Below are 14,995 nucleotides of genomic sequence, written 5' to 3'. Positions count from 1 at the left end.
CATGGACGAGGCCGGGGATACTGATGACGAGCGAGTGGCTCGGGCGCGCTCAGACGATCGTGATCGTGACGACGCTGCCCTTTTTCAGCATTGTTCCGGCGGCGGGATCGGTCTGTCGGACGGTTCCGAAGAAGCCACCGAGGATTGCCTCCTCCTGCACGGTGAAGCCGGCTGCCTCAAGGGCAGCGCGAGCATCCTGGCGCTGGCGGCCGACGACGTTGGGCACCGCGACCTTCTCGGGCCCCTTCGACACAGTGTAAGCGACGGTGTCGCCACGGTGCAGGATCGTGCCCTCATTGGTCTGCTGAGAGATGACCTGGCCTTCGGCGACCGTGTCGGAGAACGCCTCGGTCGGTGCAGCCACGAGGCCAAGGCCCTCAATGGAGCTCTTTGCGGCATCGGCGTTCATCCCGTTCAGCGACGGCACCGTGAGGGGCTCACGGCCCTTCGACAGCACCACATCAACGGCGCTGTCGTGCGCCAGCTGTGAACCAGATGCCTGGGACTGTGAGATGACCTGGCCCTGCGGGACGTCCTCGGAGTATGCGTCGGTGATGGCACCCAGGGCGAGGCCGACATCGGTAAGGGCCTTGCGTGCGTCCTCCTGGTTCTTACCGACAACGTCAGGGACCGTCTTCATGTCCACGCCCTTGGAGACGTGGAGTTGAACCTCAGCGCGTTTGTGGACGGGCTCGCCGCCTCCCGGATCGGAGCGAGTGATCGAACCGGCGGCGACGTCGTCAGAGAACTCCTCCTCAACGGAAGAAGCAAGTCCCATCGCGTTCAGTTCTGCCTGAACATCAGCGAGGGGACGACCATCCGTCGCGGGCATGGTCAGGTAGGAGCCCGGGCCGTATTCGGTCCACCACCAGCGTCCGCCAACGACTGCGGCGGCGAGAAGCAGAACAACGAGGGTAGCCCACAGGGCGGCGCGCTTGTACGTCTTGGTGCCGCCGTTCTCCGAAGCATTGGGAAGCGGGGCCGACGTGTGGACAGTGGCGACTGTCGACGGCGCCGGGAGGGGCAGAGGCCTCGTGAACTGAGCCGACATCAGCTCAGTGTTGAGCGCGCTCGTTTCTGAGGCGCCCGCCCGGTCAGCCGGCGCGATGTCCGCGCGGCGGTTGGCCAGCTCCGACGGAATGGCGGCAGCAGCGCGAGTGACGAGGTCGATCGCGTCCGACGCGTCGGCGGGGCGCGAGGCGGGGTCGCGGGCGGTCAGGGCGGCGACGAGATCGTCAATCTCTCGTGGAATCCACGGCTGCGCCTTCGACGGGCTAGGCACGTCGTCGGAGACGTGATGCGTCGCGATCTGCAGGGGTGACTCATCCGCCCACGGAACGGAGCCCGTGAGCATTTCGTAGAGCATGATGCCGACCGAATAAATGTCTGAACGTGCGTCGGCCTGAGCGGTCGTTGCGATCTCAGGGGCGATGTACGCAACCGTGCCGAGCATGTTGCCGGTCGAAGACATGGAGACTTCGGAGGCAGCTCGTGCGAGACCAAAGTCGGTCACCTTCGCCGGACCGTCGGTCGGAACGAGAATGTTCTCGGGCTTGACGTCGCGGTGAATAACGCCGACGCGGTGGGCGGCGCGCAGCGCCTCAAGAATGTCGGTGGTGTAGCGCAGTGCCTGCGGGATCGTGAAGGCACCTTGCGCGCGCAGCAGCTGGCGCAGGTTCGTGCCGTCGATGAGCTCCATGACGAGGAACCCCTGGCCTGTGACCACGCCCTGGTCAAACACGGAGACGACGCCGGGGTGAACGATTCGTGCGGCCGAGCGCGCCTCGCGGCGGAATCGTGCGACGAAATCCTCGGAGTCTGCCAGGTGCGGGTGCATGACCTTGAGGGCGACGGGGCGATCAAGGCGTTCATCTTGCGCGATGTAGACGGTGGCCATGCCGCCACGCGCCAGCCTGCGCGTCACCCGGTACCGTTCGTCGACGAGGAGGCCGATCAACGGGTCCGTCTGGTCGAATGTCTGTTCGTCGCTCACTTGCTTGATTCTATGGGAGTTTTCGCGAAATCATTGGAAGTGCCCACGTCGGTGCGGCGCATGAATGGGGTAGTCTTGCGCTCATGACTAGTGTTGATATCGCCGTTCTCTCCACCGACGAGGTCTGCCGTCTCCTCGGCATCGAGGAACGCCGCCTCAAGCAGCTGATCCGCGATCGTGTGCTCATCGAAGCGCGCGACGCCAGCGGGGCGCGTGGCGTCCCGCAGGAGGTTATCGTCAAGGGCGACAATGGGTGGGAGCCGCTGCCGTTCCTGCAGGGCACACTGACCCTGCTTGCCGACGACGGCTTCACGGCCGAGGAAGCAGCAGCGTGGCTGTACACCGTGCAGGACGAGCTGGGTGAGCGCCCGATCGATGCGCTGACGTCGGGCCGTCATCACCGAGTGAATCGAATCGCCTCGACGCTGGCCTTCTGAGGCTATTCCGTCTTTTCAAGCCCTCCTGGCGGTCAGGATCGAGCACAGTTCACGCAGCATGGCGCGAGCATCCTCATCGAAGGTGCTGGCCTCAAGGGCGGCATGTCCGTCGGCGACGAGGCGTGCAATCTCGGCCTCGTGTGCGGCGCGCCCGTTGCGCTCCACGATGTCGGTTGCAGTCGCGATCTGCTCAGGAGAAGCCTCGGCCACCCCGAGGACGTCGGTGAGGGCGCGTCGCTCGGCGGGGGAGGAGGCCTCCCACGTGAGCGCCAGGAGTGCAGTGCGCTTTCCTTCGCGCAGGTCGTCGCCGGCCGGCTTGCCTGTCACTGCGGGGTCTCCGAAGACCCCGAGATCATCGTCGCGCAGCTGGAAAGCCAGGCCCCACGGGGTCAGAAGAGTCTCGAGAACATCGAGCAGGTCAGCGACGCGATCGAACGATGAAGCTCCGCAAATCGCGCCGAGGAGCGCCGGGTGGACGACTGAGTAGTGGGCCGACTTGTGCAATGCCACCTCGAGCGAGTCGCTCGTGCTGAGTGCATCGGTGCGCTCAGGATCGAGCGGGGTTTGTTCGGCGGTGATGTCGAGGTACTGGCCCAGCGCGACCTCCGCGTGCATATCCGCGAAACGGCGCGAAAAAGCACGCGCGCAGTCCTCGCGCAGTGTCAGGGCCTGTTCGTCTGCGGCAGCTGTTGCTGCCGAAAAGAGGAAGTCGCCGACCAAAATAGCGCCGTGTCGACCGAAGTCCGTCGATGATCCGATCCACGACTGTGCGGTGTGGTAATTCGCGAGCGTGCGGTGAGGGGAGGGCATGCCGCGTCGTTCGTCAGCCTTGTCGATGATGTCGTCGTGGACGAGGGCGCTGGCCTGATAGAGCTCCAGTGCCGCGCTGAGATGGGGGAGTGAGACTTCCTCGATGGATGTTCCGGAACTGAGCGCGTAGCCCACGTGGGCCATGAGGGCGCGGAAACGCTTCCCTCCGGATACGGAGGCGAGGACCGCGCGAGAGAACTCCTCAGAACGGTCGGAAGTGCCTGCGCGGGCGAGGAGATGTGCGAGGCTGGTGGCCGTCGCCTCGTCGATGAAGGGACGCAGCGTTGCAAAACTGTCGCTCAGAGTCATACGCCCACTCTAACCGAGGTTCGAGTTCGTGCGTGAGCCCCAGGGCGGGGGATCCTCACACATACCGTCAGGAAAACTAAACGGCAAGGCACTAGACTTGGCGCTGGTATGCCGATTTGCAATCGGCTCCGTTGTGCATGCCCATCAATGAAAGGGACCCGTGTGAGTGCATCTCGCGCTTCGGCAAAGGACTCCGCGACGACTGAGGAAACCACGGAGGTGAAGACCCCCGCGAAGAAGGCCGCGCGCGCCAAGAAGGCTGCTGCCACGGTCGACGCGGCGAGCGCTCCCGCCGAGGAGAAGAAGTCTGCCGCGAAGAAGGCCCCGGCGAAGAAGGCTCCCGCGAAGAAAGCTCCTGACGCTGCAGATGTCGAGCCGAAGGCTTCGGCACCGAAGGCGACTGCTAAGAAGACCACGAAGAAGGCTGACGACGCCGGGGAGACCGGGAAGAAGGCTCCCGCGAAGAAGACGGCTGCTAAGAAGACGGCGAAGAAAGCCGCCGACGCCGCAGAGGCCGCCGAGAAGGCCCCCGCGAGAAAGAAGGCTGGTAAAAAGACGGCGAAGAAGGCCACCGACGCTTCCGAAGAGAATACGACGAAGAAGCCCGCTGCGAAGAAGACGCGCGGTCGCAAGAAGAAGGAAGAAGAGATCGTCGAGGAGGCCGTCGAGGAGCTCGTTGACACCGTCGACGAAGACTTCGAGCCGACTGGCGAGGACCTCGAGGACCCCGAACTCGGTACTGAGACCGTCGACGAAGACGACGTCGACGCAGAGGACGAAGCAGAGGAAGAGGATCCGAAGCTCGCTGAGGGCGCCGCACTTCGTGAACGCACGAACGATGGTATCCACGTCAAGGGCGGCTTTGTCGTCTCCGATTCCGATGAGACCGACGAACCTGTCCAGCAGGTGACGGTCGCCGGTGCAACCGCCGACCCTGTGAAGGACTACCTCAAGCAGATCGGTAAGGTCTCCCTGCTGAACGCTGAGCAGGAAGTGGACCTCGCCCGCCGTATCGAAGCGGGCCTCTACGCCGAGTACAAGCTGAAGAACCAGGCTGATGAGATGACCAGCCGCGAGCGTCGTGAGCTGCACTTTCTCGCACAGGATGGTCAGCAGGCGAAGAACCACCTGCTCGAGGCGAACCTCCGCCTTGTCGTGTCGCTGGCCAAGCGCTACACCGGCCGCGGTATGCAGTTCCTGGACCTGATTCAGGAAGGCAACCTGGGCCTTATCCGCGCTGTCGAAAAGTTCGACTACACGAAGGGCTACAAGTTCTCGACCTACGCCACCTGGTGGATTCGTCAGGCGATCACCCGCGCGATGGCGGACCAAGCTCGTACGATCCGCATTCCGGTGCACATGGTCGAGGTCATCAACAAGCTCGCGCGCGTCCAACGCCAGATGCTCCAGGACCTGGGTCGCGAACCCACTCCCGAGGAACTGGCTAAGGAACTCGACATGACCGCCGAGAAGGTCGTCGAAGTTCAGAAGTATGGTCGCGAGCCGATTTCGCTGCACACGCCCCTCGGCGAGGACGGCGACTCCGAGTTCGGTGACCTGATTGAGGACTCCGAGGCCATCGTGCCCGCGGACGCCGTGTCCTTCACCCTGCTGCAGGAACAGCTTCACCACGTCCTGGACACACTGTCTGAGCGTGAAGCCGGCGTTGTGTCGATGCGCTTCGGCTTGGGCGACGGTCAGCCGAAGACTCTCGATGAGATCGGCAAGGTCTACGGCGTGACGCGCGAGCGTATCCGTCAGATTGAGTCCAAGACCATGTCGAAGCTGCGCCACCCCTCGCGTTCGCAGGTTCTGCGCGACTACCTCGACTGACGCGCTATCGACGCGTTCGAGGGCCGGGAACAATCGTTCCCGGCCCTCGTGACAACATCGTCACAATGCGTGCATGTGCGGGTGGCATCGTCGCGCATTGAGGTTCTCGTAAGGCAGGATGATCACATGCTTGAGGGTGCATTGATTCTCGTTTTGACCGTCGTTCTGGTACTCGTCGTCGCTGGCGGCGTCGTCGCTGTGCTGGCGCTGTCGCGCCGTAGCGCGGACGAATGGAAGGGCGTCATCAAGCGAGAGAGTGAGGAAATCGCCGACGAGGTGAAGACCCATCACTCGCTACCCAAGCGTACCTCCTCCTCACCCGACGGACCCGTGGTTCCGCGTACGGCGTCCCTGCACTCGCTCCTGCAAAGCGCTGACTCGAGGAGCGCCTACTTCGACGCTGACCGCCTACCCGGCATCGACCGCCTCGAAACGGTGACCGACCGCGTGAGCGTGCGCTTTGACCGTGGCCGTCGTAGCGCTGACGGAGGCGGCGAGTCCGTGCAGGAGTCAACGCAGTAATAAGGCAGTGATGCCGCACTCAGGTTTTTTGTCACGAGCGTCCATAGGGGATAATGACCCTATGGACGCTTTTGTTTCTACCCTCCAATCGCCGTGGGCAGTCGTTATCGCCCTGGCGGTCGCCGTGCTTATCGGCGTCGTTATTCGTCTTGTCGTGAGTTCGCGTCGCCGTTCCTCGCGGGACGTGACCCCTCAGCCGCAGGCTCAGGCTTCCGTCGAGGCTCGTCCCGATTCGCCTACCGAGGCGCCGCTTGATACAGCGGACCAGCCTCGAGCGGGTCCGGTAGATGAGCTCGCGCCCACCCCCGAGCAGAGCTCTGAGGCTCCCGCAACCCCGGCCTCGTCCATCGAGCGCCCCGAACCCGTGCGCGGCCGCATGGAGCGCCTGCGCGAACGCCTCGCGTCTTCCGGCTCGCTTGGGCGTGCGATCCTTGGCGTTCTCAGCCGTGGCCAGCTCGGTGCCGCCGACTGGGAGGAGATCGAGGAGTCTCTCCTCATCGCTGACCTTGGCCTGGAGGCCACTGACACGTTGATGGAAGCCCTCAAGCGTCGCGTCGCGGTCGAGTCCGTGACTGACGAAGCGCGCATCCGTGAGATCCTTCGCGAGGAGCTCCTGGAGCTCGTCGATCCCGCCATGGATCGCTCTCTCAACCTCGAACGCCCCGAGGTCGACGGCTCCGGCAAGCCCGCGGTTGTCCTGATGGTCGGTGTGAACGGCACCGGAAAGACCACGACCGTTGGCAAGCTCGCGCGCATCCTCGTCGCGGAAGACAAGTCCGTGATCCTGGGCGCCGCCGACACCTTCCGCGCGGCCGCCGCTGATCAGCTGGCGACGTGGGGCGAGCGAGTTGGCGTCGACGTCGTGCGCAGCGACCGCGAGGGTGCAGACCCGGCCTCTGTTGCTTTCGAAGCCGTGCGCGAAGGCGTCGATCGTGACGTCGATGTTGTTCTCGTCGATACCGCGGGACGCCTGCAGAACAAGTCCACGCTGATGGACGAGCTCGGTAAGATCAAGCGCGTCATGACCAAGCAGGCCCCGGTCTCCGAGGTCCTTCTGGTTCTTGACGCCACCACCGGCCAGAACGGCATGAAGCAGGCCGAGGTCTTCGCGGAAGCTACCGGCGTGACCGGCATCGTTCTGACGAAGCTCGACGGTTCCGCCAAGGGTGGCATCGTCGTCTCCGTCCAGCGTGCGCTGGGCGTTCCCGTCAAGTTCGTCGGCCTCGGCGAGGGGGCCGACGATCTGGCCCCCTTCGATCCGCAGGGCTTCGTCGACGCGATCGTGGGTTCCGCGCAGGGCTGAACCCCGCCACCATGACGCGTACCTCGGCCCCGGTGAGACGACTCCCGGGGCCGAGGTGCGCTAACCTGTGCCTAGTACAGCCGCCATCCTGGGAGTAAACACGTGTTTGGAAACCTGTCAGATCGTCTGAGCCAGTCGTTCCGTAGCCTGCGTAGCCGCGGCGTCCTGACCGAGTCGGACGTCGATCACGCGATTTCCGACATCCGTCGCGCCCTCATCGACGCGGACGTTGCGCTCCCCGTCGTTCGCCAGTTCACCACGCAGGTGCGCGAAAAGGCCTACGGCGCAGCCCGCTCGAAGGCCCTCAACCCGGGTCAGCAGGTCGTTTCCATCGTGCACGAGGAGCTCGTTGAGATCCTCGGTGGCGCCACGCGTGAGCTGACTTTCGCTGAGTCCGGTCCCACCGTCTTCATGCTCGCTGGCCTCCAGGGTGCCGGTAAGACCACCCTCGCCGGAAAGCTGGGTAAGTGGCTGCGCGAGGAGGGCAAGACGGTCCTGCTCGTCGCCTCCGACCTCCAGCGTCCCAACGCCGTCCAGCAGCTCCAGGTTGTCGGCGAGCGCGCCGGCGTCAAGGTGTGGGCGCCCGAGCCCGGCAACGGCGTGGGCGATCCCGTCGAGGTTGCGCGTAGCGGCGTCGAGTTCGCCCGCCAGAGCGGCATCAACGTGGTCATCGTCGATACGGCAGGTCGCCTCGGCGTCGACCAGGAGATGATGGAGCAGGCGATCGCCATCCGCGATGCCGTCAACCCCCACGAGATCATGTTCGTCCTTGACGCCATGGTCGGTCAGGACGCGGTCTCCACCTCGACAGCCTTCCGTGACGGCGTCGGCTTCACGGGCGTCGTCCTATCTAAGCTCGACGGCGATGCGCGCGGTGGTGCCGCGCTGTCCGTTCGCGGTGTGACCGGCGCGCCGATTCTTTTTGCCTCGACGGGCGAGGGCCTCGACGACTTTGAGCGCTTCCACGCCGACCGTATGGCCGGCCGCATCCTCGACATGGGTGACATCCTCACCCTCATCGAGCAGGCTGAAAAGAAGATGGATGCCGAGGAGGCGGAGAAGGTTGCGGCTAAGGCAATGGCCGGCCAGCTCACCCTCGGCGACTTCCTGAGCCAGCTTCAGCAGATCAAGAAGCTTGGTTCGATGAAGAAGATGCTCGGCATGATCCCGGGTGCCGCCCAGATGCGCGAGCAGATCGAGAACTTCGACGAGCGCGAGGTCGACCGCGTGGAGGCCATCGTCCGCTCGATGACCCCGGCCGAGCGCGAGGACGTGTCGATCCTTAACGGTTCGCGTCGAGCGCGTATCGCCCGCGGTTCCGGCACGACTGTCACCGAGGTGAACCAGCTCGTCCAGCGTTTCGAGGCTGCGCGCGAGATGATGGCGCAGATGGGCCAGATGGGTGGCGGTGTTCCCGGTATGGGCGCACTGCCCGGCCGCGGCGGCAAGGCAAAGCAGAAGGCCAACGCCCGCAAGGCTCAGGCCCAGCGTGCTCGCATGAAGAAGAGCGCACGATCCGGTAACCCCGCGAAGCGTCGCCAGCAGGAGCTGGAGGCCATGCTGCCTCCGTCTGAGCGCAGCGCGCCCCAGGGTTCCTCCTTCGGCGTTGCCCAGGAGGCCCCCGCTCCGCGTCCGACGATCGACGATCTGCCGGACGACGTCAAGCGCATGCTCGGCCAGCTCTGAGGCATGGAGTTCAGTGGCCTCGCCCTGTGGGCGGATAACGAGTCCGAGCGCCCGTCGTGGGTGCGCGGCACGTGGCGCGTCGATGGGGGAGTCATCCGCCGTGTGAGCGAGGTGGAAAACGCGCCGTCGGAGGGATTCGTCGTCCCCGGCATGGTGGATACGCACTGCCACATTGGATACTCGGAGTCCGGTTCGGTGTCCGAGGCTGAGATGGTCGAGCAGGCGCGCGCGACGCTCGCGAGCGGCGTGACCGTCGCGCGCGACTGTGGCGTGCCGGTTGATAACTCGCTTGCCGCTCGTGCAACCGGCCTGCACCTGATCCGCTGTGGTCGCCATGTTGCGCGTCCGAAGCGCTACATGCGTGACCTGCCGCTGGACGTCGATGATCAGAGCGTGCTTCCTGCGGTCCTCGCGTCAATGGCGCACTCCTCCGACGGGTGGGTGAAGATCGTCGGTGACTGGATCGACCGCAGCGCTGGAGCAGACTCTGACCTCATGCCTCTGTGGGACCCCGCGGTGTTGACTGACGCTGTTGCCGCCGTGCACGAGGCCGGGGCGAGGATCGCCGTGCACGCGTTCTCGCACCGCGTGATCGACTCACTCATTGAGGCCGGCGTTGACGACATTGAACATGGCAGCGGTATCGATGCGGATCAGGCCAACGAGATTGCCGCACGCGGCATCGCGGTGACGCCGACGCTGCGCCAGGTCGAGCTCTTCAAGGATTTTGCGGCCCAGGCGGGGGCGAAGTACCCCGTCTATGCGGCGACGATGCGGGCAATGTACGACGAGCGGCGCTCCCACTTCGAGATGCTCGTCGACTCCGGCGTCCTTCTCTTGATGGGAACCGACTCGGGCGGCTACCAGGATCATGGCACGATCGCCGGCGAGCTCGACCTGTGGCTCCGATGGGGCGCGCCCGCTGAGTTCACGATCGACGCTGCGACGTGGGTGAGCCAGCGCTACCTCGGTTACCCCGGCCTCGTCGAGGGGGGTCCCGCTGATTTCCTCATCCTGGACGAGGATCCGAGGGCCAATCCGACGATCCTTGCGAACCCCGTGCGCGTCACGGTGGGCGGAACGCCCATATGGGAGCGTCTGTCCTCCTGAGTTCGCGGCAGTGATCGATTTAACCGATTCGCGCGACACGGCACTCGCTCCTGACTTGGGATTCAGGGGCGACATATGGCATAATCGCTAGCTGTACCCGGCGGTTCGTAGACCCTCTCACTGCGTGCCGTCGTGTCCCGGCCCAATGCGACCCCTGTGTTTCCCACCTTGGGACGCAAAGGTCCACATCAATCTGAAATGGAGAGACCACTCAAGTGGCAGTTCGAATTCGCCTGAAGCGCGTGGGTAAGATCCACGCCGCCCAGTACCGTGTTGTCGTTGTCGATTCGCGCAAGAAGCGTGACGGCCGCGTCATCGAAGAGGTCGGTTACTACGATCCTCAGCCCAACCCGTCGATCATCCGCATCGACTCTGAGCGTGCCCAGTACTGGCTCGGTGTTGGCGCTCAGCCTTCCGACCAGGTCCGCAAGCTGCTGGTCCTGACCGGTGACATCGCCAAGTTCAACGGCAAGGCCGACGCTGTTTCCCGCGTCATCGTCTCCGAGGCTGACAAGGCCGCCCAGGCCGAGCAGGCCATCAAGGACGCCGAGGCTGCTGCCGAGAAGTCCAAGGCCGCTGCTTCCGCCAAGAAGGCCGAGGAAGAGGCCGCCGCAGCCGCAGCCGCTGCTGAGGCTGAGGCCGGCGAGCAGGCTTCCGAAGAGGCCGCCGGAGAGGATGCCTGAGCATGCTCGCCGACGCGTTGGAGCACCTGGTCAGCGGCATCGTTGACCACCCCGAAGATGTCGAGGTGACGCCTCGTTCCATGCGACGTGGCCAGCTTCTTGAGGTTCGCGTGAACCCCGAGGATCTGGGTCGCGTCATCGGACGCGGCGGTCGGACGGCTCGCGCGCTGCGCACCGTCATGGGTGCGTTGTCCACGCGTGGCGCCGTCCGCGTTGACGTCGTCGACACGGATCGCGAGTAAGACTCGCACACGTCACGAAGGGGTCCGGCACTGCCGGGCCCCTTCGTTGTATCCTTCGGGGGAGTCCCCGTTTACCGTCAGGAGAACACATGCAGCTCACAGCCGCTATCGTCGGCCCCGCCCACGGCTTGCGAGGCGAGGTCATCGTGGACGTGCGCAGCGACGATCCCGAGGTCATGGCACCCGGTTCGCGCTTGGACATTGCGGGAGATCAGCGCAGCCTCACTGTGCGCACCGTTCGCGTGCACAAGGATCGCGTGCTTGCGTCTTTTGAGGAATGCGTGACTCGCGAGGATGCTGAGGCTCTGCGCGGTGCCCGCCTGCTCGTCGACGCTCACCCCGAGGAGGATGCCTGGTATCCGCACGAACTCAAGGGGCTCCAGGCGCGTACTCCGTCCGGCGATGTTCTCGGTACCGTCAGTGGACTGACTCCGGGCGTGGCTCAGGATTTGCTTCTCGTTGCCACGGATCGAGGCACTGTTATGGTGCCCTTTGTGACGGCCCTCGTCCCGACGGTCGATGTCGAGGGTGGATTTGTCGTCATTGATGCGCCCCCCGGCCTGTTTGACGAGGATGCCGTGTCGGAGCGCGAGGGCGACTGACACCGTGCGTTTCGACCTTATTTCGATTTTCCCTGACTATTTTGCGCCTCTTCGCCTCTCGCTGATGGGGAAGGCAGAGGACGCCGGCCTCGTGCATCTCCAGGCGCACGACCTGCGCGAGTGGGCCACCGGCAAGCATCGCAGCGTCGATGACACCCCCTACGGCGGTGGCGCGGGCATGGTAATGCGTGCGGATGTGTGGGCTCGCGCCCTTGACGAGGTGCTTGCCATGCCGCTCGCGGAGCGCGACGGCGATGGGATTCAGGCCTCGCCGCGTCGCGTCCTCGCGATCCCGACGCCGTCGGGAACGCCGCTGACCCAGGCGCGGGTTGAGGATCTTGCGCGCGCCAACCAGATCATCGTTGCCTGTGGACGCTATGAGGGGATCGACGCCCGTGTTGCCGAGTACTACCGCGGCGCTGGCGTCGAGGTTGTCGAGTTTTCTATCGGCGACTATGTGCTCAATGGTGGCGAGGTTGCCGCGATGGTTCTTACTGAGGCTGTTGCGCGTCTTCTCGAAGGATTTATGGGAAACCCGGGCTCCCTCGTTGAAGAATCGCACTCGGGTGCGGGACTCCTCGAATACCCCGCGTTCACCAAGCCCAGGGAGTTCCGCTCCCTTGAGATCCCCGAGGTGCTTCTTGGCGGTCATCACGCGGCGATTGAGCGGTGGCGGCGCGATCGCGCGATTGAGAAGACGGCTCGCGTGCGCCCCGATCTCGCGCTGTCACTGGATGCTTCGTCGCTGACGCGCGAGGACCGTGCGATGCTGGCCCGCTGCGGTGTTGCGTATCCGCGAGCTGGCGGGGCGGAACGGCTCGACGTGCGACAGGCTGAGCTTGAGGACGTCGTCGCAGTCAGCGAGCTCGCGGCGCGTACGTTCCCGGATGCTTGCCCCGAGAAACTGTCCGAGGAAGCGATTGCGGAGTACATCGCCACGCAACTCAGTGCCGACGTGTTTGACGCTCTTATTTCCGATCCCGAGCATCATCGCCTGTTCGTCGCCGAGGTCTGGGGTGGCCTCGTCGGTTACGTGCTCACCCACGTTGGACCCGATGCGCTGCCGAGCGACATGGTGCGTCCCGGGCGCGTGGAGGAAGGTAGTGCCTACCTGTCCAAGTGCTATGTTGACGAGGCGTGGCGTGGCAGCGGTGTTGCAGATGCGCTCATCGAGCGTGCTATCGCCGATGCGCGAGACTTGGGGCATGCCGCTGTTGTGCTCGGCACCAATCGAGGGAACAAGGAGGCGCAGGCCTTCTACAAGCGCCACGGATTCCGCAAGCGTTCGAGCCGAACCTTCGATGTCGGCGGCGTACGCAACTACGACGTTGTCATGGTGCGTGATCTCACCGCATAACACATCCGCGGACTAGCCCTGGTGTGTCCTGCTGTGGGACAATAAACGAGATTGTGCGCGGTTCATCCTGCCGCAGGGGGACACCGAGGCGCACGATCACACGTCAAGTGAGCGGGTTCGACCCGCCCAACCAGGCGCTTCCGACCTGCGGCAGTTGCGTCAAGGAGAAGAAATGCAGAAGCTGGACGCCGTTGATGCGGCTTCGCTGCGCGATGACATCCCCTCGTTCCGAGCTGGCGACACCCTCAAGGTGCACGTCAAGGTCATCGAAGGTAACCGCTCTCGTATCCAGGTCTTCCAGGGTGTCGTGATCGCTCGTCGCGGTCACGGTGTGTCCTCCACGTTCACGATCCGCAAGGTTTCCTTCGGTGTGGGCGTCGAGCGTACCTTCCCGGTCCACGCCCCCACGATCGACCACATCGAGGTCGTTACCAAGGGCGACGTGCGTCGCGCTAAGCTCTACTACCTGCGTGAGCGTCACGGCAAGGCCGCGAAGATCAAGGAACACCGTTCCGGCAAGTCCGCCTGAGGCTTGCCAGGCATACGCCTTGGCATTTTTCACGGAAAGGCCCGACACCGCGCGCCGGTGTCGGGCCTCGCCGTATCCTGGGATGGTTGACGCAACGACAAGGAGATTGCATGACCCCGACAGCAGGACCGTCACTCGGCCCACTGCATTCGCCTTCTCTTCGGGATCGTGATCGCGCGGAGGCTCGCGCTCGTCGCAACCCTCTCGTGTGGCTGCGCGAGATCCTCATGATCATCGTGGTTGCCCTCGTGATTTCGTCGCTGCTGCGTGCCTTCATCGTCCAGGTTTTCTGGATTCCTTCACCGTCGATGCACAACACGCTGGTGGAGGATGACCGCATTGCCGTCTCGCGTATCGATGCGCTTCGCTCGAACGTGCACCGCGGGGATGTCGTCGTCTTCGATGACACCCTCGGCTGGCTGGGCTCGTCGCAGGCGACTTCTCCCTCAGTGCTGCGCCGGCTGGGGGAGTTCACCGGTTTCGTTCCGGGAGGCAGTGAGCAGACGCTCGTCAAGCGCGTCATCGGCGTCGGTGGCGATCGTGTGTCATGCACCAGTGCGAACGGCAAGGTGAGCGTCAACGGAGTTGAGCTTGACGAGACCTACGTGCCCGATGGCCAGGTGCCGTGTGGCGAGCGCACTTTTGATGTTGTCGTTCCCGAGGGACACCTGTGGGTGATGGGTGACAACCGTTCGAACTCGGCTGATTCTCGCTACCACATGGGGTCGGGGCAGTCTCCCTACGTGCCGGTTTCCTCGGTCGTCGGTACCGTTCAGGCGGTCATCTGGCCCACGTCGCGTTGGACGACGGACATCGCGCACCACGAGGTGTTCGCGTCTGTTCCGGACGCCTCATGACGACCGCCTCGCGTGACCTTGAGGTCTCTCTCGCGCGTCGGTGGGGGATCGTTGCGGGGATGGATGAGGTGGGGCGCGGGGCTCTGGCCGGTCCTGTCGCCGTGGGTGTGGCGTTCATTGGCATCGATGCCGCACCGGTTCCTGAAGGCCTCACCGACTCGAAAGCGCTGACTACTCGTCGGCGCGAGGCCCTCGTCGATCCCGTGCGTGAATGGACCTTGGCTTGCGCAGTTGGCTACGCCTCCCCACAGGAGATTGATGACTGGGGCATCATCGCCGCGCTTCGTCTGGCGGGCTGGCGCGCTCTGGCCGAGGTAGCCAGTCACGGCCTCGTTCCCGGTGGTGTTCTGCTGGACGGCTCGCACGATTGGCTGTCCGCACCCGACGATCTGTTCGGTGCCATCGACGGGCCTGGGGATCCTTTCGGCGTCGATCTGCCCGTGCAGATGCAGGTGAAGGCCGACGCGTCCTGCGCGGTCGTTGCCGCAGCGTCCGTCCTCGCGAAGGTTGAACGTGATCACCTCATGGCGGAGCTCGAGGATCCGGGCTACGGATGGGCATCGAACAAAGGCTACGGATCGGCCGCCCACACTCGCGCGATCGTCGAGCTCGGCGTGTCGGATCAGCATCGTCGCTCGTGGAAGATGCCGACGCAGGCCACAAAGTAGGGCGCGCCGGGGTGGCGTGGCTCGGCTGGGCGCGCGGCCCGGCATGATGGTTGC

15 protein-coding genes are annotated in these 14,995 nt (G+C 64.6%); 13 read left to right on the top strand and 2 right to left on the bottom strand.

From position 1 onward, the window contains the following. Positions 1–49: 49 nt before the first annotated feature. The gene (gene pknB, locus FOC40_RS06885; protein WP_003795290.1) at positions 50–1,993 is read right to left on the bottom strand and encodes a Stk1 family PASTA domain-containing Ser/Thr kinase; all 1,944 of its coding nucleotides are present in this window, start codon (positions 1,991–1,993) and stop codon (positions 50–52) included. Positions 1,994–2,076: 83 nt separating this feature from the next. Here pknB and FOC40_RS06880 point away from each other — a divergent pair, with 83 nt between their 5' ends. After that, complete coding sequence (locus FOC40_RS06880; RefSeq protein ID WP_003795291.1) at positions 2,077–2,430, top strand: Rv2175c family DNA-binding protein; 354 nt, start codon at positions 2,077–2,079, stop codon at positions 2,428–2,430. Between the two features lie 15 nt (positions 2,431–2,445). Here the strand turns inward: FOC40_RS06880 and FOC40_RS06875 are convergent, their stop codons facing one another. Further along, positions 2,446–3,549, bottom strand: coding sequence for a polyprenyl synthetase family protein (locus FOC40_RS06875; RefSeq protein WP_003795293.1), 1,104 nt, complete (start codon positions 3,547–3,549; stop codon positions 2,446–2,448). A gap of 147 nt (positions 3,550–3,696) precedes the next feature. On the opposite strand from FOC40_RS06875, the gene FOC40_RS06870 reads away from it, so the two are divergent. The 12 genes from FOC40_RS06870 (at position 3,697) to FOC40_RS06815 (ending at position 14,941) form a co-directional block, all read left to right on the top strand. Further along, positions 3,697–5,382 (top strand): RNA polymerase sigma factor, encoded by a 1,686-nt coding sequence (locus FOC40_RS06870; RefSeq protein WP_003795295.1) that lies wholly within the window; start codon positions 3,697–3,699, stop codon positions 5,380–5,382. 126 nt (positions 5,383–5,508) lie between these two features. After that, positions 5,509–5,904, top strand: coding sequence for a hypothetical protein (locus tag FOC40_RS06865; RefSeq protein WP_003795297.1), 396 nt, complete (start codon positions 5,509–5,511; stop codon positions 5,902–5,904). A 61-nt stretch (positions 5,905–5,965) separates the two neighbouring features. Next, positions 5,966–7,207, top strand: a complete 1,242-nt coding sequence (ftsY, locus tag FOC40_RS06860; RefSeq protein WP_003795298.1) for a signal recognition particle-docking protein FtsY — start codon at positions 5,966–5,968, stop codon at positions 7,205–7,207. Between the two features lie 102 nt (positions 7,208–7,309). Next, positions 7,310–8,893 carry a signal recognition particle protein gene (gene ffh, locus FOC40_RS06855; protein WP_003795300.1) on the top strand — a complete coding sequence of 528 codons (1,584 nt, stop codon included), beginning with the start codon at positions 7,310–7,312 and terminating at the stop codon, positions 8,891–8,893. Positions 8,894–8,896: 3 nt separating this feature from the next. Next, on the top strand, positions 8,897–10,003 hold the full coding sequence (locus tag FOC40_RS06850; RefSeq protein WP_003795302.1) for an amidohydrolase family protein: 1,107 nt from the start codon (positions 8,897–8,899) through the stop codon (positions 10,001–10,003). A gap of 215 nt (positions 10,004–10,218) precedes the next feature. Beyond that, positions 10,219–10,686, top strand: a complete 468-nt coding sequence (gene rpsP, locus FOC40_RS06845) for a 30S ribosomal protein S16 (RefSeq protein ID WP_034466400.1) — start codon at positions 10,219–10,221, stop codon at positions 10,684–10,686. Between the two features lie 2 nt (positions 10,687–10,688). Further along, positions 10,689–10,928, top strand: coding sequence for an RNA-binding protein (locus tag FOC40_RS06840; protein WP_003795306.1), 240 nt, complete (start codon positions 10,689–10,691; stop codon positions 10,926–10,928). 89 nt (positions 10,929–11,017) lie between these two features. Next, a complete protein-coding gene (rimM, locus tag FOC40_RS06835; protein WP_003795307.1) occupies positions 11,018–11,530 on the top strand; it encodes a ribosome maturation factor RimM in 513 nt (170 codons plus the stop codon). Positions 11,531–11,534: 4 nt separating this feature from the next. Further along, positions 11,535–12,887: a tRNA (guanosine(37)-N1)-methyltransferase TrmD gene (gene trmD, locus FOC40_RS06830; RefSeq protein WP_039929379.1), complete on the top strand. Its 1,353-nt coding sequence runs from the start codon at positions 11,535–11,537 to the stop codon at positions 12,885–12,887. Between the two features lie 172 nt (positions 12,888–13,059). Beyond that, complete coding sequence (gene rplS, locus FOC40_RS06825; protein WP_003792825.1) at positions 13,060–13,416, top strand: 50S ribosomal protein L19; 357 nt, start codon at positions 13,060–13,062, stop codon at positions 13,414–13,416. Positions 13,417–13,526: 110 nt separating this feature from the next. Continuing rightward, the gene (gene lepB, locus FOC40_RS06820) at positions 13,527–14,273 is read left to right on the top strand and encodes a signal peptidase I (RefSeq protein ID WP_050755233.1); all 747 of its coding nucleotides are present in this window, start codon (positions 13,527–13,529) and stop codon (positions 14,271–14,273) included. Then, positions 14,270–14,941 (top strand): ribonuclease HII, encoded by a 672-nt coding sequence (locus FOC40_RS06815; protein ID WP_003795314.1) that lies wholly within the window; start codon positions 14,270–14,272, stop codon positions 14,939–14,941. The genes lepB and FOC40_RS06815 overlap by 4 nt, the downstream gene beginning before the upstream one ends. Positions 14,942–14,995: the final 54 nt, after the last annotated feature.

It is taken from the genome of Schaalia odontolytica (assembly GCF_009730335.1).
GTDB classification, from domain to species: domain Bacteria; phylum Actinomycetota; class Actinomycetes; order Actinomycetales; family Actinomycetaceae; genus Pauljensenia; species Pauljensenia dentiphila.
This window is presented reverse-complemented; position numbering and strand designations above follow the sequence as displayed.

Coding starts and splice junctions, on each gene's coding strand:
- FOC40_RS06880 (WP_003795291.1), top strand. CDS start 2,077: ATGACTAGTGTTGATATCGCCGTTCTCTCCACCGACGAGGTCTGCCGT.
- FOC40_RS06875 (WP_003795293.1), bottom strand. CDS start 3,549: ATGACTCTGAGCGACAGTTTTGCAACGCTGCGTCCCTTCATCGACGAG.
- FOC40_RS06870 (WP_003795295.1), top strand. CDS start 3,697: ATGAAAGGGACCCGTGTGAGTGCATCTCGCGCTTCGGCAAAGGACTCC.
- FOC40_RS06865 (WP_003795297.1), top strand. CDS start 5,509: ATGCTTGAGGGTGCATTGATTCTCGTTTTGACCGTCGTTCTGGTACTC.
- ftsY (WP_003795298.1), top strand. CDS start 5,966: ATGGACGCTTTTGTTTCTACCCTCCAATCGCCGTGGGCAGTCGTTATC.
- FOC40_RS06850 (WP_003795302.1), top strand. CDS start 8,897: ATGGAGTTCAGTGGCCTCGCCCTGTGGGCGGATAACGAGTCCGAGCGC.
- FOC40_RS06840 (WP_003795306.1), top strand. CDS start 10,689: ATGCTCGCCGACGCGTTGGAGCACCTGGTCAGCGGCATCGTTGACCAC.
- rimM (WP_003795307.1), top strand. CDS start 11,018: ATGCAGCTCACAGCCGCTATCGTCGGCCCCGCCCACGGCTTGCGAGGC.
- rplS (WP_003792825.1), top strand. CDS start 13,060: ATGCAGAAGCTGGACGCCGTTGATGCGGCTTCGCTGCGCGATGACATC.
- lepB (WP_050755233.1), top strand. CDS start 13,527: ATGACCCCGACAGCAGGACCGTCACTCGGCCCACTGCATTCGCCTTCT.
- FOC40_RS06815 (WP_003795314.1), top strand. CDS start 14,270: ATGACGACCGCCTCGCGTGACCTTGAGGTCTCTCTCGCGCGTCGGTGG.